General features: G+C 64.6%; 22 protein-coding genes. 11 read left to right on the top strand and 11 right to left on the bottom strand.

Annotation, left to right across the window (positions count from 1 at the left end; translation table 11 throughout):
• Positions 1–22 precede the first annotated feature (22 nt).
• From AC3A43_RS08875 to AC3A43_RS08860, 4 genes are read left to right on the top strand one after another with little or no spacing between them, the layout of a single operon-like run.
• Complete coding sequence (locus tag AC3A43_RS08875) at positions 23–643, top strand: ankyrin repeat domain-containing protein (protein WP_487792178.1); 621 nt, start codon at positions 23–25, stop codon at positions 641–643.
• A gap of 57 nt (positions 644–700) precedes the next feature.
• Positions 701–1,975 (top strand): 3,4-dihydroxy-2-butanone-4-phosphate synthase, encoded by a 1,275-nt coding sequence (ribB, locus tag AC3A43_RS08870; protein WP_487792177.1) that lies wholly within the window; start codon positions 701–703, stop codon positions 1,973–1,975.
• Complete coding sequence (gene ribH, locus AC3A43_RS08865; protein WP_487793028.1) at positions 1,975–2,400, top strand: 6,7-dimethyl-8-ribityllumazine synthase; 426 nt, start codon at positions 1,975–1,977, stop codon at positions 2,398–2,400. Before ribB ends, ribH begins: the two co-directional genes overlap by 1 nt.
• A complete protein-coding gene (locus AC3A43_RS08860) occupies positions 2,393–3,052 on the top strand; it encodes a hypothetical protein (RefSeq protein ID WP_487792176.1) in 660 nt (219 codons plus the stop codon). Before ribH ends, AC3A43_RS08860 begins: the two co-directional genes overlap by 8 nt.
• Before the next feature lie 47 nt (positions 3,053–3,099).
• Here AC3A43_RS08860 and AC3A43_RS08855 read toward each other — a convergent pair whose 3' ends face one another.
• Positions 3,100–4,185, bottom strand: coding sequence for an alkene reductase (locus tag AC3A43_RS08855; protein ID WP_487792175.1), 1,086 nt, complete (start codon positions 4,183–4,185; stop codon positions 3,100–3,102).
• A gap of 113 nt (positions 4,186–4,298) precedes the next feature.
• Between AC3A43_RS08855 and AC3A43_RS08850 the strand changes: the two genes are divergently transcribed.
• Genes AC3A43_RS08850 through AC3A43_RS08825 form a run of 6 tightly spaced genes read left to right on the top strand, consistent with a single transcriptional unit; the run spans position 4,299 to position 9,118 of the window.
• Positions 4,299–5,204 (top strand): DMT family transporter, encoded by a 906-nt coding sequence (locus tag AC3A43_RS08850; RefSeq protein ID WP_487792174.1) that lies wholly within the window; start codon positions 4,299–4,301, stop codon positions 5,202–5,204.
• Positions 5,205–5,209: 5 nt separating this feature from the next.
• Positions 5,210–5,875: a COQ9 family protein gene (locus AC3A43_RS08845; protein ID WP_487792173.1), complete on the top strand. Its 666-nt coding sequence runs from the start codon at positions 5,210–5,212 to the stop codon at positions 5,873–5,875.
• Between the two features lie 54 nt (positions 5,876–5,929).
• Positions 5,930–6,193: a FeoA family protein gene (locus AC3A43_RS08840; protein WP_487792172.1), complete on the top strand. Its 264-nt coding sequence runs from the start codon at positions 5,930–5,932 to the stop codon at positions 6,191–6,193.
• Positions 6,190–8,049, top strand: coding sequence for a ferrous iron transporter B (gene feoB / locus AC3A43_RS08835; RefSeq protein WP_487792171.1), 1,860 nt, complete (start codon positions 6,190–6,192; stop codon positions 8,047–8,049). Before AC3A43_RS08840 ends, feoB begins: the two co-directional genes overlap by 4 nt.
• A 31-nt stretch (positions 8,050–8,080) precedes the next feature.
• Complete coding sequence (gene ssb, locus AC3A43_RS08830) at positions 8,081–8,635, top strand: single-stranded DNA-binding protein (RefSeq protein WP_487792170.1); 555 nt, start codon at positions 8,081–8,083, stop codon at positions 8,633–8,635.
• A 15-nt stretch (positions 8,636–8,650) separates the two neighbouring features.
• Positions 8,651–9,118 carry an MmcB family DNA repair protein gene (locus tag AC3A43_RS08825; protein WP_487792169.1) on the top strand — a complete coding sequence of 156 codons (468 nt, stop codon included), beginning with the start codon at positions 8,651–8,653 and terminating at the stop codon, positions 9,116–9,118.
• Positions 9,119–9,125: 7 nt separating this feature from the next.
• Here AC3A43_RS08825 and AC3A43_RS08820 read toward each other — a convergent pair whose 3' ends face one another.
• The 6 genes from AC3A43_RS08820 to AC3A43_RS08795 all read right to left on the bottom strand — a co-directional run bounded on the left by AC3A43_RS08820 (position 9,126) and on the right by AC3A43_RS08795 (position 14,132).
• Entirely contained in the window at positions 9,126–9,485 is a 360-nt protein-coding gene (locus tag AC3A43_RS08820; RefSeq protein ID WP_487792168.1) for a hypothetical protein, read from the bottom strand.
• A complete protein-coding gene (locus AC3A43_RS08815; protein WP_487792167.1) occupies positions 9,482–10,108 on the bottom strand; it encodes a riboflavin synthase in 627 nt (208 codons plus the stop codon). Before AC3A43_RS08815 ends, AC3A43_RS08820 begins: the two co-directional genes overlap by 4 nt.
• Positions 10,109–10,116: 8 nt before the next feature.
• Positions 10,117–11,061, bottom strand: a complete 945-nt coding sequence (gene ribD / locus AC3A43_RS08810; protein ID WP_487792166.1) for a bifunctional diaminohydroxyphosphoribosylaminopyrimidine deaminase/5-amino-6-(5-phosphoribosylamino)uracil reductase RibD — start codon at positions 11,059–11,061, stop codon at positions 10,117–10,119.
• Positions 11,062–11,097: 36 nt separating this feature from the next.
• Positions 11,098–11,565 (bottom strand): hypothetical protein, encoded by a 468-nt coding sequence (locus tag AC3A43_RS08805; RefSeq protein ID WP_487792165.1) that lies wholly within the window; start codon positions 11,563–11,565, stop codon positions 11,098–11,100.
• A gap of 271 nt (positions 11,566–11,836) precedes the next feature.
• Entirely contained in the window at positions 11,837–12,298 is a 462-nt protein-coding gene (locus AC3A43_RS08800) for an acyl-CoA thioesterase (RefSeq protein ID WP_487792164.1), read from the bottom strand.
• Between the two features lie 7 nt (positions 12,299–12,305).
• Positions 12,306–14,132, bottom strand: coding sequence for an aminopeptidase P family protein (locus AC3A43_RS08795; protein WP_487792163.1), 1,827 nt, complete (start codon positions 14,130–14,132; stop codon positions 12,306–12,308).
• Positions 14,133–14,200: 68 nt separating this feature from the next.
• Here AC3A43_RS08795 and AC3A43_RS08790 point away from each other — a divergent pair, with 68 nt between their 5' ends.
• Positions 14,201–16,363, top strand: coding sequence for a S9 family peptidase (locus AC3A43_RS08790; RefSeq protein ID WP_487792162.1), 2,163 nt, complete (start codon positions 14,201–14,203; stop codon positions 16,361–16,363).
• A 22-nt stretch (positions 16,364–16,385) separates the two neighbouring features.
• Here the strand turns inward: AC3A43_RS08790 and AC3A43_RS08785 are convergent, their stop codons facing one another.
• The 4 genes from AC3A43_RS08785 to rpoN all read right to left on the bottom strand — a co-directional run bounded on the left by AC3A43_RS08785 (position 16,386) and on the right by rpoN (position 19,120).
• Entirely contained in the window at positions 16,386–16,727 is a 342-nt protein-coding gene (locus AC3A43_RS08785; protein ID WP_487792161.1) for a hypothetical protein, read from the bottom strand.
• Positions 16,724–17,338 (bottom strand): HAD family hydrolase, encoded by a 615-nt coding sequence (locus AC3A43_RS08780; RefSeq protein WP_487792160.1) that lies wholly within the window; start codon positions 17,336–17,338, stop codon positions 16,724–16,726. Before AC3A43_RS08780 ends, AC3A43_RS08785 begins: the two co-directional genes overlap by 4 nt.
• A 97-nt stretch (positions 17,339–17,435) precedes the next feature.
• On the bottom strand, positions 17,436–17,561 hold the full coding sequence (gene ykgO / locus AC3A43_RS08775; protein ID WP_003046794.1) for a type B 50S ribosomal protein L36: 126 nt from the start codon (positions 17,559–17,561) through the stop codon (positions 17,436–17,438).
• Positions 17,562–17,650: 89 nt separating this feature from the next.
• On the bottom strand, positions 17,651–19,120 hold the full coding sequence (gene rpoN, locus AC3A43_RS08770; RefSeq protein WP_487792159.1) for an RNA polymerase factor sigma-54: 1,470 nt from the start codon (positions 19,118–19,120) through the stop codon (positions 17,651–17,653).
• Between the last annotated feature and the right edge of the window lie 9 nt (positions 19,121–19,129).

The following is a 19,129-nucleotide window of genomic DNA, read 5'->3' as shown; positions in this document are numbered from 1 at the left end:
ATTGCCCCAGGGGTCGCCGATCATGTTTCGCCGTGCGGAATTCCGCCTCGCTGCCTTTTTCGTCGCACTGGTTGCCGCGACGGGCCTTCTTCTCAGCCCCGCGAAAGCGCAGTTCCGCGGCGGATTTGCCTTTTTGCAGGCGGTCGACAGCCGCGACGGGACCAAGGCGACCGAGGCGCTGAAGGACGATCCGTCGTTCATCAACACGCGGCACCCCGACAATGGCGAAACCGCCCTGATCATCGTCGCCAAACGACGCGACCTGACGTGGCTGCGCTTCCTGCTCGGCAAGGACGCCGACCCGTCGATCGGCGACAAGCAGGGCATGACGCCGCTGATGCACACGGCACTGATCAACTTCACCGACGGCGCCGAGGAACTCCTGAAGGACAAGGCACCCGTCGACCAGGCTAACCGACGCGGCGAAACCGCGTTGATCCTGGCGGTCCAGTCGAAGAATGTTGCCATGGTCCGCCTGCTCGTCCGGCGCGGCGCCAACCCCGACAAGGCCGACCATGTCGCGGGCATGTCGGCGCGCGCCTATGCCAAGCGCGACGACCGCACCGGGCAGATCGTAGCGTTGCTCGATGCCAAGGCAGACGGACCGATTCGCGACCTCGGCCCGAGTTTCGGTCCCAATTGATCAGCACGATGTGATATCTGGATTGACAGTCACATTATAATGTGAGACATGGGCTTCATGTCCACGCAACTCATCGAGCGCATCCGCGCCATCGTCGACGACGGGTCCATGTCCCGTTCGGGCCTCGCGCGCGCCGCCGGCCTTCATGCCAACAGCCTGCGCGATCTCGACTCGCCGGGCTGGAATCCGACCGCCGAGACGCTGCGCAAGCTTGAAAACTGGCTCGCGAACGGCAGCGACCTGTCACCGATGGCGAGCCCCGAAGAGATCATCGCCGAGGCGCGCAACGGCCGCATGTTCATCCTCGTCGACGACGAGGACCGCGAAAATGAAGGCGACCTTGTCATCCCCGCACAGATGGCGACCCCCGACGCGATCAACTTCATGGCGACGCACGGCCGCGGGCTCGTCTGCCTGACACTCACCAAGTCGCGTGTCGATACGCTCGGGCTCGAATTGATGAGCCGCCAGAACGGCACGCGGCACGAAACCGCCTTCACCACCTCGATCGAGGCGCGCGAAGGCGTGACCACGGGCATTTCGGCGGGCGATCGCGCGCGCACCGTCGCGGTTGCGATCGATGCCGGCAAGAGCCGCGACGACATCGTCACCCCCGGCCACATCTTTCCGCTGATTGCGCGCGACGGCGGCGTGCTGGTCCGCGCGGGGCATACCGAGGCGTCGGTGGACATCGCCCGCCTCGCCGGGCTCAACCCGTCGGGCGTGATCTGCGAGATCATGAACGACGACGGCACGATGGCGCGGCTCGACGATCTGGTCCCCTTTGCGCGGCGCCACGGGCTGAAGATCGGCACGATCGCCGACCTGATCGCTTATCGCAGCCGCAGCGACCGGCTGGTCGAATGCGTGTCCGACGAGCCGTTCGAATCGGATTATGGCGGCGATTGGCGGCTCAAATCCTATCGCAACAAGATCGACGGCACCGTCAATCTGGTGCTTCAAAAGGGGCCGGTCGATCCCGAGGGCGTAACGCTCGTCCGGATGCACCCGGTGTCGATCTTCGACGACATCATGGGCCGCCCCGGACCGAAAAAGCGCCGCCTGCAACGCACGATGGACGCGATCGGCGAGGCTGGCGCCGGCGTGATCGTGATGCTGATGCGCCCGCTGCCGGGATCGGCCGACGCCGATGCGACCCCTGCGCCGACCAGCGGCATGGACCTTCGCACCTATGGCATCGGCGCGCAGATTCTCGCTGACCTCGGCGTCCACGCGATGGAATTGCTCACCCCCACCCACAGCAATATCGTCGGTCTCGAAGGCTATGGCCTGTCGGTCGTCGGCGAACGCCCCATTCCCGGAGAAGCATGATGGCCCACGTCCTGATCGTCGAAGCGCGTTTCTATAGCCACCTCAACGACATGCTGCTCGACGGCGTACGCAGCGCGCTCGACGCAGCCGGGCATAGCCACGACACGGTGACCGTCCCCGGCGCGCTCGAAGTGCCCGCGGCGATTTCGCTCGCTGCCGACAGCGGGCGTTACGACGCCTATGTCGCTTTGGGCGTCGTGATCCGCGGCGAAACCTATCATTTCGAAGTCGTCTCGAACGAAAGCGCGCGCGGCATCATGGCGCTGACGCTCGACGGGCTCGCGATCGGTAACGGCATCCTGACCGTCGAGGATGAAGAACAGGCGCTTGCGCGCGCCGACAAGACGCGCAAGGATAAGGGCGGCGAAGCGGCGAAGGCCGCGATCGCCATGCTGGCCCTGAAGGAACAATTCGGCATTGGTTGATCGTCCGCCTCCCAGCCGTTTTTCCGTCGTCGAGCGCGGCGGACGGCTGGTGGTGATCGACAAGCAGACGGGCCAGACACCCCCGAGCGCGGCCGAGCGCATGGACATTCACGATCGCAATCTGGGCGTTGAGCCGATCCGGCCCGAGCGAAAGCAGGCGACCCCCGATATGTCGGCGGCAGCGCGCGCCGAATCGGGACTGAGCGCCCGGCCCGCACCGGCGCAGCAAGTCGTGAAGCCCGCGCTCGCGAATAGCGGAAAGGATCGCATCGCCGCCGCGGTCGCCGAGCGCAACAAGCGGCCCTGGAACGCCGCGCCGGGCGATCGCCCCGCCCTGAAAGCCGATTCGACGCCAGCCCGCACCACGAACCGCCCGGCACCGCAAGTCGGCGGCCGCAAGACGATCGTCACCGGCAAATGGTGGGATGCGAAGGGGCCGCGCACGATCGAGCTGGGCCCTAAGGGTCAACAGATACTCAGCAGCAGCTTCGTTACGCTATTCTTCGCGCTTGTCGTCGCGGCGACCGCCGCGCTCTTTATCGAGCCGTTTCTGCTCGTCGTCGCTGCCTTTCTCCTGTTCCGCTTCGGCGGCAACATTCTTCGGCCCATCGGGGCCGGCATCGTCGACAAGGCGGTCGCAGAGAAGGGGTAAATGATCGATCCCCCCTGCGGCGCTGCCACAGGGAGGATCGATCAGCCTTATGCGTTCACCAGCGCAGGATAGTCGGTGTAGCCTTCGGGGCCCGGCGAATACCAGGTCTGCGGGTTGTCCGCGGCCCATTCGGCGCCGCTCTCGATTCGTTCGACAAGGTCGGGGTTGCCGATGAACGGACGGCCGAACGCAATGGCATCGGCCCTGCCATCGGCCAACGCCGCTTCGGCCTTTTGGACGTCATAGTCGCTGTTGAGGATGAGCGGCCCCTTGAACGCCGCGCGGATCGCCGGCGATTGCTTGGGCACATCGGTCTTTCCGAACGTGCCGTCGGGACCGGGTTCGCGCAGTTCGAGGAAACCGATGCCCAGCGCGTCGAGCGCTGCGGCGGCGACGGGAAACAGCGTTTCGGGCGCACTGTCGTCGACGCCTTGCGTCGCGCCGTTCGGCGACAGGCGCACCGACACGCGGCCGGCGCCCCAGACGCCGATCAGCGCCTCGGTCACTTCGCGCAGCAGGCGGATGCGGTTTTCGACCGAGCCACCATAATCATCGTCGCGCAGGTTGCTGCCGTTGCGCAGAAACTGGTCGATCAGATATCCGTTGGCGCCGTGGAGTTGGACGCCGTCGAAACCGGCCTTCTTCGCATTCTCGGCCGCCTTCACATAATCGCCGATCACGCGCGGCATTTCGTCAATGCGCAGCGGGCGCGCTTCTTCAAGGTCCATACGGCCCACCGGCGTATGCGCGCGGCCTTCGCCGACCGTCGCCGAAGCCGAAACCGGCTGTTTTCCGTCATTAAATACCGAATGGACGAGCCGGCCCATATGCCAGAGCTGCGCGACGATGCGGCCGCCGGCGGTATGCACCGCGTCGGTCACCGGCTTCCAGCCTTCAACCTGTGCATCGGTCCACAGGCCCGGTGCGGACGGCCAGCCAAGGCCTTCCTGCGAAATGCCGGTGGCTTCAGAAATGATAAGACCCGCCGAGGCGCGCTGGCGATAATATTCGCGCGCCAGCTCGTTCGGGACGAAGCCCGGTCCGGCGCGGCCGCGGGTCAGCGGCGCCATGATGATGCGGTTTGGCGCGTCGATCGCGCCCAGCTTGATCGGATCGAATAGGGAAACGGCCATAATTCCTCCACGGCTCACTTTTGCATGGGCGACCCGAACGGTCGCCGCTATGGGCTCCGAAGCTATGGACGTCCCGGCGCCTGCACAATGGTGCGTAGCAAAAGAAAATCTAAATGACAGCGAAGAAGGACAGCATCGACGAAGCACCAGCTATCGGCCCCGGCCGCTGGGCCTTTGCCGCGCTGCTCGGCGGCAACATCGCGCTGTCGCTCGGTGCCATGCTCGTCCGCATGGCCGATACCGGCCCGACGGCTTCGGCTTTCTGGCGGATGACGCTCGCGCTGCCGCTGCTTCTGATCTTCGCGTGGCGCGAGACCGGCGGGCGGATGCCACCACGCCCCGCAGTGCTCATCGCCGCGGTTGCCGGCATTTTCTTCGCACTCGACCTTGCCGCGTGGCACCTCGGCATCCTGCAGACAAAGGTCGCCAACGCGACCCTGTTCGGCAATTGCGCCAGCCTCTTGCTCGTTTTCTGGGGTATTTTCCTGGCCCGCACCCTCCCGCGCGGATGGCAAGCGGCGGCGATCCTGCTTGCCTTTGCCGGGTCAGCGCTCTTGATGGGGCAAAGCTACGAACTGTCGCCTGACTATCTGGTCGGCGACCTGCTCAGCCTGCTCGCCGGCGTGCTCTACACCGGTTACGTCATCCTGATGCAGCGCGTGCGCGGCGAGCTGGCACCCTGGACCGCGCTCGCGATCGCATCGGCGGTGTGTGTGCCCGTCCTGCTCGGCACCGCGCTCGCACTCGGCGAAACGGTGACGCCGCAGAACTGGACCCCTCTGATCCTGCTCGCACTGGTAAGTCAGGTTATCGGCCAAGGGCTGATGATCTGGTCGCTGCCGCGCTTTTCGCCGCTCGTCATTGGCCTGACGCTGTTGGTACAGCCCGCATTCGCCGCGCTGACCGGCTGGATCGGTTTTGGCGAGACGCTCTCGGCCATCGACATTGTCGGCGGGATGATGGTCGGCGCGGCGCTCGTGCTGATCCGGTTGCCGAACCGCGCGGCGCGGCCTATCTGACGTACATGGCTTCGATCCTTCCCGCCGACCCGACGCTCGACGAAATTCGCGCTGCGCTCGCGCCGCTCATTGCCGCGTCGGCGGCGTTCGATGGCTTCGGCCCCGCCGCGCTCGACGATGCCGCGGCGCGGGTCGGCATCGACGCCGATGTCGCACGCCTCGCCTTTCCCGGCGGCGGACGCGAGATGGTCGATGCCTGGTTCGCCGATATCGACGCGGCGATGGAGCAGCGCTGGCCCGCCGAGAAACTCGCGGCGCTGAAGATCCGCGAGCGCATCACGACGCTCGTCGAAACGCGCATCGACATCGTCGCACCGCACCGCGAATCGCTGCGCCGCGCGCTGGCCTTGCTCGCGCTGCCCACCAATGCGCCGCATGCCGCAAAGCTCGGCTGGCGCGCCGCCGATCAGATGTGGCGGCTCGCGGGCGACACCGCGACCGACTATAATCATTACAGCAAGCGCGCGATCCTTGGCGCGGTCTATGGATCGACGATGGCGGTGTTCCTGAACGACGAGAGCGAAGGTTTCGCCGACACGCGCGCCTTCCTCGCCCGCCGGATCGATCAGGTGATGCGTTTCGAAAGCTGGAAGTACCGCCGCGCGGCGCGCGGGGTCGAACGGCCGAGCCTCGCGCGCTTTGTCGGGCGTCTGCGCTATCCGGGCCGATAGTCGGTTTCGATAAAGAACTGGCGCTGACGCGCTGTTATTGATAATCGCTCGCAAATGACAGCTTTGCTCGAAAATTCGCTCGACAAGGCGCCGCTCGGCGTTGCGGTGCGTATTGCCCGAATCGACTGGAATTCGATGTCCGACGACGAAGGACGGCGTTTGCGCGAATTCGGTTTGATGGAAGGGTGCGAGATCACCCCGCTCCACCGCGGCAGCATTTTTTCGCGCGATCCGCTGGCGCTGACAATCGGTCGCATGAAGGTGATCATTCGCAGCAACCAGGCCGCAGCGATCGAAATCGAATCGATAACCGCATGACCGCCGCCATCCCCTCCATCGCCCTCGTCGGCAATCCCAACGCCGGCAAATCGAGCCTGTTCAACGCGCTGACCGGCGCGCGGCAAAAGATCGCAAATTACCCCGGCGTCACCGTCGAGCGGAAGGCAGGGCATGCCAGCTTTGCCGACGGCAGGCCGATCTCGCTGATCGACCTTCCCGGTACGTACAGCCTGACCCCCGCCAGCCTCGACGAGGCCGTCACGCGCGACGTGATCCTGGGCAGGCAGGCGGGCGAGAAACGCCCCGACGCATTGATCATCGTGGTCGACGCCGCGAATCTCGACAATCACCTCTGCTTCGCGCTCGAACTGCTCGCGCTCGGCTTGCCGACGGTGGTTGCACTCAACATGCTCGACCTTGCAACCCGCGATGGGCTGACGCTCGACGCCGAACGCTTGTCGAAAGAACTGGGCGTGCCGGTCGTGCCGACGGTCGCAGTGCGCAAGCGCGGGCTTGTCGATCTGCTCGCCGCGATCGACGGGGCGATCCAGTCGCATCAGCCGCGGAGCGCGGCGCCCGCACCGCAGAATGACGCATCGTTGCACCAGCGCGCCCGCGCAATCGCGAACGCCGCGACGGTGGACGAAACCCCGGTGCGCCGCTGGACCCAGCGCGTCGACAATGTGGTACTCCACCCTGTCGCGGGCCTCGCCATCCTGCTCGCGCTCATGTTCATAATGTTCCAGGCGGTCTTTTCATGGGCCGCGCCGCCCGCCGACATGCTCGAAGGGTGGGTGGGCCTCCTGCAGCAATGGGTCGTCGGCACCTTCCCCGACAATTTCCTGCGCGGGCTGGTGGTCGAGGGATTGCTCGCCGGGGTCGGCGCCGTCGTCGTCTTCCTGCCGCAGATCCTGATCCTCTTTCTCTTCATTCTGGTCCTCGAAGCGTCGGGCTATATGACCCGCGCCGCCTTCCTGATGGACGGGCTGATGGGCAAGGTCGGGCTGTCGGGCCGCGGATTCATTCCCCTGCTGTCCAGCTTCGCCTGCGCCGTCCCGGGCATCATGGCGACGCGCTCGATTCCCGACGAGAAGGACCGGCTGACGACGATCCTGATCGCGCCGCTGATGACCTGTTCGGCGCGGCTACCGGTCTATACGCTGATCATCGGTGCCTTCATCCCGGCACAAACCGTCGGCGGATCGCCGGTCGGCCTGCAGGGGCTGGTACTGTTCCTGCTGTTCATCAGCGGCATCGTCGGCGCGCTGCTCGTCGCGCTCGTCCTTCGCCGCTCGGTGACCAGGGGCAACGCGACGGGCTTCATGATGGAAATGCCGCGCTATCAATGGCCGCGCTGGAACGACATCCTGATCGCGCTGTGGCAGCGCGCGTGGATTTTCCTCCGCCGCGCGGGCACGATCATCGCCGCGACGACCGTCGTCCTGTGGCTGCTGCTCACTTTCCCGCAGGCGCCCGCCGGCCAGAGCCAGGTCGAATATAGCCTTGGCGGCCGCATCGCTAGCGGGCTCGAGGTGGTCGTCAAACCGATCGGCTTCAACCATGACATCGCGCTCGCACTGATCCCCGCGATGGCGGCGCGCGAGGTGGCGGTGTCGGCGATGGCGACCGCCAACGCCATCGACGCGGGGGGCGACGAAGAGGCGATGTCCGAACAGCTCGGCGACCGCATCGCGGGCCGCTGGAGCATCGCCACCGCGCTCGCTTTTCTCGCCTGGTTCGTGTTCGCACCGCAGTGCATTTCGACGATCGCGATCACCCGGCGCGAGACCAATGGGTGGAAATGGCCGCTGTTCATGGTTGGCTATTTGTTCGCGCTCGCCTATGCCGCTGCTGGTATCACTTACTGGACCGCCGTCGCTTTTGGGCTCGGCTGATCCTCCAACTTTCTAGCGGAGCGGAGCGGCAATGGCTGGCAGCGTCAACAAGGTAATTTTGATCGGCAACCTCGGTGCCGATCCCGAGATCAAATCCTTCCAGAACGGCGGCAAGATCGCCAACATCCGCATCGCGACCTCCGAACAGTGGAAGGACCGGATGACCGGCGAGCGCAAGGAGCGCACCGAATGGCATAATGTCGTCATCAACGGCGACGGGCTGGTTGGCGTGGTCGAACGCTATCTGAAAAAGGGCTCGAAGGTTTATATCGAGGGTTCGCTGCGTACCCGCAAATGGCAGGACCGCGACGGCAACGACAAATATACGACCGAAGTCGTGATCGCCGGGATCGGCGGCGCATTGACCATGCTCGACGGCGCCCCGGGTGGCGGCGGCGGTGGCTCGCGCGGCGGCGGCGATTGGGGTGGCGATACCGGCGGTGGCTCGGGCGACAGCTGGAAGCAGGGTAGCTCCGGCGGATCGTCGGGCGGCGGCTTTGGCGGCGGCAGCGGTGGCGCCGGTGGCAGCGGCGGCGGTGGCCGACCGCCGTTCGACGACGATCTGGACGACGACGTTCCGTTCTGAAGACGGATTTAGGCGATGGCTGACCTGATCACCGCCGCGGACGTCGCGCGCGGCGTATGCCGCCTGTTCGCGCAGGCGGGACTGGTCGCCATTCCCGAGGTCCCCCTGCCCAACGGGCGACGCACCGACCTGACCGCCATCGACGCCAAGGGAAATATCATAATCGTCGAAATCAAGGTCAGCCGGGCCGACCTGCATGGCGACGGCAAATGGCCCGACTATTGCGATTGGTGCGACCGCTTTTACTGGGCGCTCGCGTCGGGGCTCGACCCCGCCATCCTCGAAAGCGAAGGCTATCGGCGCGAGACCTCAGGGCTGATCGTCGCCGATCGCTATGGCGCCGCCGTGGTGCGCGAAGCCGCGAGCTGTAACCTCGCACCCGCGCGGCGCAAGGCCGAGCTGCTCAGGATCGGGCGGCTGGCGATGCGGCGGTCGATGGTCGCGGCCGATCCCGAGCTGGCGGCGGGGTGGGTCGAAGGCTAGCGGGCGATCAGAGCGGTTCGGTACGCTCGTAATAGATGCACCAGACCAGCGCCCCGCCCGACAGCGCAGCCCACAGGATCAGGCCGATCCACAGGCCTGCGCCCATCATCACCGGCATGAGGATCAGCACGAGGCCGAGCGCAAAGGAGGCCAGTGCAACCCGCAGGACATTCTTTAGCGGGCGCCGCGTCTGCGTTTCGACATGTTCGACGGCGAATCCGAGCGCGACGATTATCGCCGTCAGCGCGATAGTGAAAAAATCGATGCCGCTGCGAAAGAAGTTCAGCAGGAAAAGGACGGTTGCCGCCAACCACACCGCGTAGCGCCAGCGCATCGAACGCGGGTGCGGTGCGCCGCCTGCGGTCACCCCCGTGCCTGCATCCGGGCGAGGTAGCGCGCGAGGATATCGATCTCGAGATTGACGGGCCGCCCTGCCGCCGCTTCGTTCAGCGTCGTCATCTCCTGCGTATGCGGGATGATGTTGAGCGTGAAATGCGCCTCGCCGTCGGGCTGATCGGTTACGTCGTTGACCGTCAGCGACACGCCGTCAACGGTGACCGAGCCCTTGGCGGCGATATGCGCCGCGAGCGCGGCGGGCGCGGCGACCGTAACGGTCACGCTGTCGCCGGCGGGCACGACCGACACGATCCGGCCGATGTCGTCGACATGGCCGGTGACAATATGTCCGCCGAGTTCGTCACCGATCTTCAACGCGCGTTCGAGGTTGAGGCGGCGCCCCTGATCCCACATCCCCGGCGCGGTGCGGGCGAGTGTTTCACCGCTCGCGTCGATCGCGAACCAGCCGCCGGGACCGTTGCTCCCGTCATCGACGCCCTTTTCGACGACGGTGAGGCACGCGCCCGAGCAGGCGATCGACGCCCCGATGGCAATGCTGTCGATGTCATAGGCGGTGTCGATGACGAGCCGCGTGTCGCCGCGGTCCTCCCGGCTGCGGATGGTGCCGATGTCGGTGATGATGCCGGTGAACATGGGTCGCGTTATCCTTCTCTGGCCCGCTCGTAGACGTCGAGCCGGTCGCTGCCAAGCAGGCGGCTGTCGGCGAGACGCCAGCGGCCATGGGCATCCGCCAGATCGGTCAGGCCGATGTCGCCAAGTACCGCTTTTCCACCACCGATCAGGATCGGCGCGCGATAGAGGAGCAGGCGGTCGACGCGGTCGGCGGCGAGGAACGCCGACGCCGTACCGGCGCCCCCTTCGACCAGGACCGAATCGATATCCTCTATCGCTTCGGGCGAAGCGACGGCGGTCCAGCCCTCCGGCGCTTCGCCGCGGGTGAGCAGCAATTTTTTCGGGCTGCGGTCTTCGAGTCCCGGCAGGCGCACGTCGAGGCGGGGGGCGTCGGCATCAAGGGTTCCGCGCCCGACCAGAATGGCCTGATGGCCCGCGCGTTCGAGATGGCCGTGCGCGCGGGCGCGCGCGCCGGTGATCCAGCGGCTCGATCCATCCGGCATCGCGATGCAGCCGTCGAGCGAGGTCGCGAGCTTGAGCGTGACGAACGGGCGCCCTTCGGTGTGCCGCGTCCACCAAGGCGCCATCGCGGCGCGCGCTTCGGCAGGAAGGACATTGAAGACGACCTCGATTCCCGCCCCCTGCAAACGGGCGATGCCTTTGCCGTCGGTGCGTGGGTCGGGATCCTGCGCGGCGACCACGACACGCGCGACCCCCGCGGCGATCAGCGCATCGGTGCAGCAGCCACCGCGCGGGCTGGCGTGCGCGCAAGGTTCAAGCGTGACATAAACGGTCGCGCCGCGCGCCGCACCGCCTGCTGCGGCAAGCGCCACCGCCTCGGCGTGCGGGCGCCCGCCGGGCCGGGTCCAGCCGCGCGCGACGACCTTTCCCTCGTTGACGATCAAACAGCCCACATTGGGATTGGGCGCCGACGCCGGCCGGCCGCGCCGCGAGAGCGCGACGGCAGCAGCCATCCAATCCGAATCGGCAGGACCCGTCCGCACCGCCGGTCAGCGACCGGGCGCCGCGCCGCCCTGCGGCCCACGTGCGGCGCGTTCGGCAAGCGTCGATCGCTGCTGCGGAGGCAAGGCAGGGGCCTTTTTCAATTCCTCGGCTTCTTCGCCCAGCGTTTCCTGGGTCAGCTTGTCGGCTTCGGACGAATCATATTCGACTCCGAGCCCCTCGGCGAGCCGCTGAAACTCCGCGCGGCGTTTGGCATTCGCGCGCGTCGTTTCCTTCGCCCGGGCAATCCAGTCGGCCCGAATCTCCGCTTCGCTGCGGTTGGCGGTCCAGTTTTCAAAATAGATGATCTTGGTCTTCTCTTTCTCATAGGGAATGAGATGCTCGGAAAAGCCATAGAAAATTACTAGCGGCAGCGCGATCGCAAGCCCCCAGCTCGTCCAGCGGTGCGGGCGCGGTTCGCGGATATAGGCCCAGAAATCGGACAGTCCGCCGCCGACATCCATGTTGTTCAACATTCGCATGGCGCCAATTTAGGCGATCTCGCGTCATATTGCGAGGGGAAGGAGGATTGCGCCGAATGATCGCTGATAACGTTCTCGATTGCAAAAAATGCAATAGCAGATGCTCTTTTCGCAGTTGCAACATTCATTGTGCACTGCAATATGAGCATGCCTTTTAGGCATCCTCTCCCAAAACTTTCACGGGCCACCTTCGGGTGGCCCTTTTTTTTCGACCTTTTTAGTTGATAATCGGCCATTTTTGGGCCGAACGGCGGAAAACCGCGAATCAATCCTGCAACGGAATCCGCTTTTCGAATCGGCGCACCTCGGCGATAAAGCTGCCGGGAAGGGGTGTCGCGCCGCCGCTGTCGAGGTCGATATGCGCGTAGCTGATCTCGATATCGGTCAATCGCTCGCTTTCGCGAAAGATCGCGCAATGCACCGTGAAGCTCGTCCGGCCGAAGCGGCTGACCCGCGAAGCGATCGTGATCCGCTCGTCGAGCCGCGCCGAGCCATGATAGTCGATTTCGCAATGCACTTCGCGAATATCTGTACCATATTGGTGAAAATAGGGTCCGGGCTGCCCCTCGCCCAGCGCACGAAAATATTCGGTCACGCCGATATCGGCGTAGACCAGATAATTGCCGTTGAAGACGATATTCTGCCCGTCGATCTCGTTGAAGCGTACGCGCACGGTCTCATGGACGCGAAAATCCCCCAGCGGAACGTCCCAGTGGCTGCGATCCATGCCGGCCTCAGGCCGCAAGCGCAGCGGGCGCGCGGTCGAGCGGCGCACATGCGGCCTCGAGCCAGCCAAGATCGTCACCGCTCATCCCCGGCGCGAGCTTTTCGAACACCTCCTGATGATAGGCGTCGAACCAGTCGGCCTCGGCGGGCGAAAGTAGCGAAATGTCGACGAGGTTCTGCGCGATCGGGGCGAAGGTGATCGTCTCGAACCCCAGCATGTCCTCCTCGGCGCCGTCGATACGCTGCGGCACCACGATCACCAGATTTTCGATGCGGATGCCGAAGGCACCAGCCTTGTAATAACCGGGCTCGTTCGAGAGGATCATCCCCGCGTGCAGCGGCTCCTCAGTCCCCGCCTGCCCGCCCGCGGGCTTGGCGATGCGCTGGGGCCCCTCATGGACCGCGAGATAGGTGCCGACGCCATGGCCGGTGCCATGCGCGTAATCGACTCCGTCGGCCCACAGATATTGGCGCGCGAGAATGTCGAGCTGGCTGCCGCGCGTCCCCTTGGGGAAGCGCGCAGTCGCCAGCGCGATATGGCCTTTCAGCACTTGAGTAAAACGGCGGCGCATTTCGGCGGTCGGCGTGCCGATCGCGATCGTGCGCGTGATGTCGGTGGTGCCGTCGGCGTACTGCCCGCCCGAATCGACGAGATAGAGCGTGCCGGTCTCGATCGCACGGTTCGTGGTCTCGTCGACCTTGTAATGCGGCAGCGCGCCATTGGGGCCGGCGGCCGAAATGGTGTCGAAGCTCAAATCGACGAGCGCGCCGTTTTCATCGCGAAATTCGCGCAGCTTTGCCGCGGCGCCGAGTTCGTCGAGTCCGCCCTGCGGCGCGACATCTTCCATCCATTGCAGGAAACGCGACACTGCAACGCCGTCGCGGACATGCGCCGCGCGCGTGCCATTGAGTTCGGTGTCGTTCTTGATCGCCTTGGGCAGCACCGCGGGGTCGCGATGCCGCTCGATCTTTGCGCCCGCGGCCTCGAGCGCGGTGAAAATCGCGGCAACCGCGCGGTCGGGATCGACCGCGACCTTCTTGTCCTTGAGATCGGCGAGCGCGGTTTCGAACGCATCGCGATCATGGATCCGCACGCTGTTGCCGAGGTGCGCGCGGACCGCGTCGGTGATCTTTTCGGGCGCGATGAACAGGTCGGCGGTCGCGTCGGCGTGGAGCAGCGCGAAGGCGAGCCCAACCGGCGTGTGGCTGACGTCGGATCCGCGGATGTTGAACGTCCACGCGACCGAGTCGAGCGCGGTCATCACCGTGGTGTCGAGGCCATGCGCCTTCAGCCAGTCGGCGATGACTTCGCGCTTCTCGACCGCGCCTTGCCCCGCCAGTGCGACATCATGGACCGAAACGGCGGCGGCGCTCGGCGCCGGCTGGTCGTCCCAAGCGGCATCGAGCGGATTCGCATCCACAGCGACCAGCTGGGCGCCCTTTTGCGCGAGCGCCCTTCCAAGCGCCCGCGCCCAGTCGATGCCGTGGAGCCAAGGGTCGAAACCGATCTTCTGTCCGGCGCCGACGTTCGCACCCAGCCATTCAGCGACGCTCGATTGCGGGACGCCAACATAGTCGAAGAGCGCGCCGTCGACCTGGTCGCGCACCTGTACCGTATAGCGCCCATCGACAAACACCGCGGCTTTGTGCGGCAGCACCGCCGCAGTTCCGGCCGATCCGCCAAAGCCCGTCAGCCACGCCATGCGCTGGGCATATTCGCCGACATATTCGCTCATATGTTCGTCGCTGATCGGCACGACAAAACCGTCGAGACCGCGCGCGGCGAGTTCAGCGCGGACGCGGGCGAGACGTTCTGCATGGACGGGGCTGGACATGACGCGTTCCTTATTCCTACATCGCGGCAATCCTGCCCAAATCGGGCTACACCGCGGGGGATTTTTCGATGCGCGCTATTTGGATGTTTCTGGCAGCAATTGCCACCCCGCTTGTCGCATCGCCCGCGCTGTTCGCCCAAGAGAAAGACCCCGCATTGACCAGCACCACCCCTGCCCTGCCCGCCGCACCGGTCGCCGAGAAGCGCCCGCACGAGATGACGCTGCATGGCAAGACGCTCTCCGATCCGTACCACTGGCTGAAGGACGAAAGCTATCCGACCGTCGATGACAAGGATGTGCTCGATTATGTGAAGGCCGAGAATGCCTATTTCGATGCCGTAATGAAGCCGCACGCGGCACTGGTCGAAACGCTGTTCCAGGAAATGAAGGGCCGGATCAAGGAAGCCGATTCGAGCGTGCCACAGAAGGACGGCGACTGGATCTACTGGGTCGAATATGAAGAAGGCGCCGAATATAAGAAATGGTACCGCAAGCCCGTCGCGGGCGGGGAACCGATCCTGATCCTCGACGAGGTCGCGATGGCCGCAGGCAAGGAATATTTCCGCCTGTCGGACGTGTCGGTGAGCCCCGACGGCAAACTGATGGCCTATGCCGTCGACGACAATGGATCCGAACGTTTCGAGGTTCGCTTCAAGAATCTGATGACCGGCGAGGCGCTGCCCGACGTCATTCCGGGCACCCTGTCTTCGCTGGTCTGGACCGCGAAAAATGATGCTTTGCTTTACGGTCTCGCCAACGAAAATTGGCGCACCGACAATGTCCGGCTGCACAAGCTTGGCACGCCGGTCGCAGAGGATAAATTGCTCTATAAGGAAGCCGACATCGGTTTCGGGGTCGGCATCGGTAAAACCGCCGCCGACAATTATATCGTCATCGCAACGGGCGATAACGAGACGAGCGAGGTCTATCTGCTGCCCGCCGACAATCCCGAGGCGAAAATGCAGCTGGTGTCGGCGCGCAAGAAGGGCCGCGAATACAGCGTCGATGAGCGCGACGGCACGCTCTACGTCTATACCAACGACGAGCATGCCAATTTCCGCGTCGCGACCGCGAGCTTGAATAAGCCTGCAGATTGGAAGACGCTGATACCCGGCTCCGACGCGAGCTACATCACCGGGCTTGCGATCTTCCGCGACTATTTCGTCATCGAAACACGCGAAAAGGGCGTCGATCAGATCGACATCCGCAAATATGACGCGCCGCTGACGCCCGGCCGGATTCAGTTCCCCGAAGCCACTTATGTCGCGGGCCTCGGCGATAATCCCGAATATCATCAGGACAAGCTGCGCCTCGACTATGAATCGATGGTCACGCCGGACACCGTGTTCGATTATGATCTCGCAAGCCGCAAACTCGAGACGCTGAAAGTTCAGGAAATACCGTCAGGTTATGACAAGAGCGAATATGTAACCGAATTGGTGAATATGCCATCGCGCGACGGGACGCCGGTTCCGGTGTCGCTCGTCTATAAAAAGGGCACGCCGCGCGACGGCAGCGCGCCGATGCACCTCTATGTTTATGGGTCGTATGGATACCGCGTGCCGCCGGGTTTCTCGACGACGCGGCTCAGCCTCGTCGATCGCGGCATGATCTATGCGATCGCGCATGTCCGCGGCGGCGACGACCTTGGCCGCGCCTGGTATCTCGCGGGCAAGACGACCGAGCGCACGAACACGTTCAACGATTTCATCGACGTCGCCAAAGGCCTGATCGCGGCGAAATATACGAGCGCGGGCAAGATTTCGATCGAGGGCCGCTCGGCAGGCGGGCAGGTGATGGGCGCGGTGTATAATCAGGCGCCCGAACTGTGGGGCGCGGTGCTCGCGGGCGTACCCTTCGTCGATGTGATCAACACGATGGTCGACGAAACGCTGCCGCTGACCCCCGGCGAATGGCCCGAATGGGGCAATCCGGTCACCGACAAGGCGGCGTTCGATTATATGCTGTCGTACAGCCCCTACGACAATGTGACCGCCAAGGCCTATCCGCCGATGCTTGTGTCGGCAGGGCTGAACGATCCGCGCGTGACCTATTGGGAGCCCGCGAAATGGGTCGCCAAACTGCGCGCGACGCGCACCAACGATGCGACGTTGCTGCTGCGCACCAATATGGGGGCGGGCCATGCCGGCAAATCGGGCCGCTGGGGCGCGCTGCGCGAAGATGCCGAGGAGTTTGCGTTCGTGCTGACGCAGCTGGGGGTCGAGAAGTAACGGCGACTCGCGAACGATTGGGTTAGCTATGCTGGCCCAATCGCTCCAGCCACGCCTTCGCCTGCTTCGGTTCACCCGGAGCGGTCGAGGCAACCGGGCCGCGCGACGCCTCGAATTCTTCGTGCAAGGCGAACGGCTCCAACCCCAGCGATTTGCGCATCTGGTCTATTTCATCGCCCCGGTCGCACAGGTCGGTGACGACCGGTTCCCATTTGGCTTGGGCAGCGCGATCTTTCGTGTGGCCGAACAAGCCCCAGGAACCGGCCGCGACCCTGTGAAGGGCATCGAGCAGAACCTGCTCATACTCGGCTTCGAGCTCAAGGCGTCGGGAGTCGAGACGCTCAAGGCGATCCACCCGGCTCATCGGGCGTCCAGATATCCGCGCGACACCAGCTCGGATTCCAGCGTCGTGGCGTCCTTGAACTGATGCCCCACTATCCCGACCGATTCGGCGCCCGCAACATTGGCGGCAACATCGTCGATGAACAGCGCGCCCGCCGGGTCGATGCCGAATCGCTCGATGGCAAAACGGTAGATTGCGGGATCGGGCTTCAGAAGTTTTTCGGTTCCCGACACGACAATATCGCGGAAGCGGTCGAAGATCGGCTGGGTCGGGCGGAAGCCTTCCCAGAACTCGTGGCCGAAGTTGGTGATCGCGAAGAGCGGTACGCCCGCATTGTCCAGCCGCTCGACCAGCTCGAGACTGCCGGGCATGGGGCCTGGAATCGTCTCGTTGAAGCGCGTCGCGTAGGCGTCGATCAGCGGCGCATGATCGGGAAACGCGACTTTCAGTTCGAAGACCATTTCGGCGAGCGGGCGGCCGGCATCGTGCTGGAAATGCCATCCCGGCGTGACGACGTGGGTGACGAACCATTCGAGTTCGTCCTTATCAGCGATCAACTTGGCAAAGAGATAGCGCAGGTCCCAGTCGAACAGGACGCGGCCGACGTCGAAAATCACGCTTTGCCGAATCATATGCGCTCCCCACACGCGAAAGCGCCGCCGGAAGCATCCGACGGCGTAACGCTGTTCGTCAAAAGCAAACGGGGCGAAAACACCCCGCGCAAGGGCATTAGCCCTGGCGCGCCTTGAAGCGGCGGTTGGTCTTGTTGATCACATAGGTGCGGCCACGACGGCGGATAACGCGGTTATCCCGGTGGCGGTCCTTCAGCGACTTCAGGCTGTTGCGAATCTTCATGATCTCTGTCCGTAAAATTCAAGCGTTGTACGCGAAGCGGCGCAACTATGGGGATGCGGGGTGAAAGTCAACCGCCTTTCCGGCGGTTTTTAGCCCGCCAGCGCCTTTTGACGCCGCCGCTGCACCGACGAGCCATAGCCCATCGCCTCGCGATATTTGACGACGGTGCGCCGCGCGATGTCGTGACCCTCGGCCGATAGTTTCTGCGCGATCGTTTCGTCCGAGAGAATCGCCTTGCCATCCTCGGCCTCGATCATCGCCTTGATCCGGCTCTTGATCGATTCGGACGACACCGCGCCCTCACCCTCGGTCGCCGAAATCCCGCTCGAGAAGAAATATTTGAGTTCGAACAGCCCGCGCGGGCAGCTGAGATATTTGTTGCTGGTGACGCGGCTGACGGTCGATTCGTGCATGCCGATTTCCTCGGCGACCTGCCGCAAGGTCAGCGGACGCATATGCGCGACGCCGTGGAGGAAAAAGCCTTCCTGCTGCTTCACGATCGCGCTCGCGACCTTGATGATCGTGCGCTGGCGCTGGTCGAGCGCACGCACCAGCCAATTGGCGCTCGCGAGTTGTTCCGACAGCCACGCCTTGCTCTTTGCCGCCGCGCCTGTGGCAAGCTCGGTGTAATAGCGGCGGTTGACGAGCAGCCGCGGCAGCGTGCCGCTGTTGATCTCGACCGCCCAGCCCGCCGCGGTCCGGCGAATATAAAGGTCGGGGACAACCGCCTGCGACCTGTCGCCGCCGAATTTCAGGCCCGGTTTCGGATCATAGCCGCGCAGTTCGCGAATCATGTCGGCGAGATCTTCGTCGTCGACGCCGCAGATGCGCTTGAGTTGCGGAAAGGCGCCCTTTGCAACGAGATCAAGGTGCGCGATCATCGTCGCCATCGCCGGGTCGTAGCGGTCCGCCTCGCGCGCCTGGATCGCAATGCATTCGGCGAGGTCGCGGCCGCCGACGCCGGAGGGGTCGAAGCACTGAACGCCCGAAAGGACCGCCTCGACGAGCGCGAGCGGGACACCGAGTCGCTGCGCCAGTTCGGCCAGGTCGGCGCGCAGATAACCCGTCTCGTCGATCAACGCGACGATCTGCTCGGCGATCATCGCCTCCAGCCCGCTGAACCGCTCGCCAACCTGCGCGAGCAGATGGCCGTGGAGCGTTTCATCCTCGCCAGCGAAGCTGTCGAAGTCGATCCCTTCGCTGTCCGCGCCCGACAGGCCGACATTGTCACTCGCGCTATCGTGATGAAAGCTGTCGGCCGCCAGATCGACGTCGAGATCATTCTCGGTCCCGCCATCCGAAGAAAGCGCCCGGTCGGCATCGAGCGCCGCCGCCTCAGCTACGGGAGCCTCTTCGCCGCGATCGTCACCCGGATCACCCGCGCTGCCGTCGCTTTCGGCCGACGTCGCATCGAGCAGCGGATTGCCCTCGAGCGCCTCGGCCAGATAGGCTTCGAGTTCGAGGTTCGACATCGCCAGCAGCTTGATCGCTTGCTGCAGCTGCGGCGTCATCACCAGCGATTGCGACTGGCGGAGATCGAGGCGCGGACCCAACGCCATGACGGGGCG

This window comes from Sphingopyxis sp. Soil_C_28 (assembly GCF_057657055.1).
The sequence above is the reverse complement of the archived record's forward strand: the minus strand, read 5'-3'. Positions and strand labels throughout refer to the sequence as shown.

Coding starts and splice junctions, on each gene's coding strand:
- AC3A43_RS08875 (WP_487792178.1), top strand. CDS start 23: ATGTTTCGCCGTGCGGAATTCCGCCTCGCTGCCTTTTTCGTCGCACTG.
- ribB (WP_487792177.1), top strand. CDS start 701: ATGTCCACGCAACTCATCGAGCGCATCCGCGCCATCGTCGACGACGGG.
- ribH (WP_487793028.1), top strand. CDS start 1,975: ATGGCCCACGTCCTGATCGTCGAAGCGCGTTTCTATAGCCACCTCAAC.
- AC3A43_RS08855 (WP_487792175.1), bottom strand. CDS start 4,185: ATGGCCGTTTCCCTATTCGATCCGATCAAGCTGGGCGCGATCGACGCG.
- AC3A43_RS08850 (WP_487792174.1), top strand. CDS start 4,299: ATGACAGCGAAGAAGGACAGCATCGACGAAGCACCAGCTATCGGCCCC.
- AC3A43_RS08845 (WP_487792173.1), top strand. CDS start 5,210: ATGGCTTCGATCCTTCCCGCCGACCCGACGCTCGACGAAATTCGCGCT.
- AC3A43_RS08840 (WP_487792172.1), top strand. CDS start 5,930: ATGACAGCTTTGCTCGAAAATTCGCTCGACAAGGCGCCGCTCGGCGTT.
- feoB (WP_487792171.1), top strand. CDS start 6,190: ATGACCGCCGCCATCCCCTCCATCGCCCTCGTCGGCAATCCCAACGCC.
- ssb (WP_487792170.1), top strand. CDS start 8,081: ATGGCTGGCAGCGTCAACAAGGTAATTTTGATCGGCAACCTCGGTGCC.
- AC3A43_RS08825 (WP_487792169.1), top strand. CDS start 8,651: ATGGCTGACCTGATCACCGCCGCGGACGTCGCGCGCGGCGTATGCCGC.
- AC3A43_RS08815 (WP_487792167.1), bottom strand. CDS start 10,108: ATGTTCACCGGCATCATCACCGACATCGGCACCATCCGCAGCCGGGAG.
- ribD (WP_487792166.1), bottom strand. CDS start 11,061: ATGGCTGCTGCCGTCGCGCTCTCGCGGCGCGGCCGGCCGGCGTCGGCG.
- AC3A43_RS08805 (WP_487792165.1), bottom strand. CDS start 11,565: ATGTTGAACAACATGGATGTCGGCGGCGGACTGTCCGATTTCTGGGCC.
- AC3A43_RS08800 (WP_487792164.1), bottom strand. CDS start 12,298: ATGGATCGCAGCCACTGGGACGTTCCGCTGGGGGATTTTCGCGTCCAT.
- AC3A43_RS08795 (WP_487792163.1), bottom strand. CDS start 14,132: ATGTCCAGCCCCGTCCATGCAGAACGTCTCGCCCGCGTCCGCGCTGAA.
- AC3A43_RS08790 (WP_487792162.1), top strand. CDS start 14,201: ATGCGCGCTATTTGGATGTTTCTGGCAGCAATTGCCACCCCGCTTGTC.
- AC3A43_RS08785 (WP_487792161.1), bottom strand. CDS start 16,727: ATGAGCCGGGTGGATCGCCTTGAGCGTCTCGACTCCCGACGCCTTGAG.
- AC3A43_RS08780 (WP_487792160.1), bottom strand. CDS start 17,338: ATGATTCGGCAAAGCGTGATTTTCGACGTCGGCCGCGTCCTGTTCGAC.
- ykgO (WP_003046794.1), bottom strand. CDS start 17,561: ATGAAGATTCGCAACAGCCTGAAGTCGCTGAAGGACCGCCACCGGGAT.
- rpoN (WP_487792159.1), bottom strand. CDS start 19,120: ATGGCGTTGGGTCCGCGCCTCGATCTCCGCCAGTCGCAATCGCTGGTG.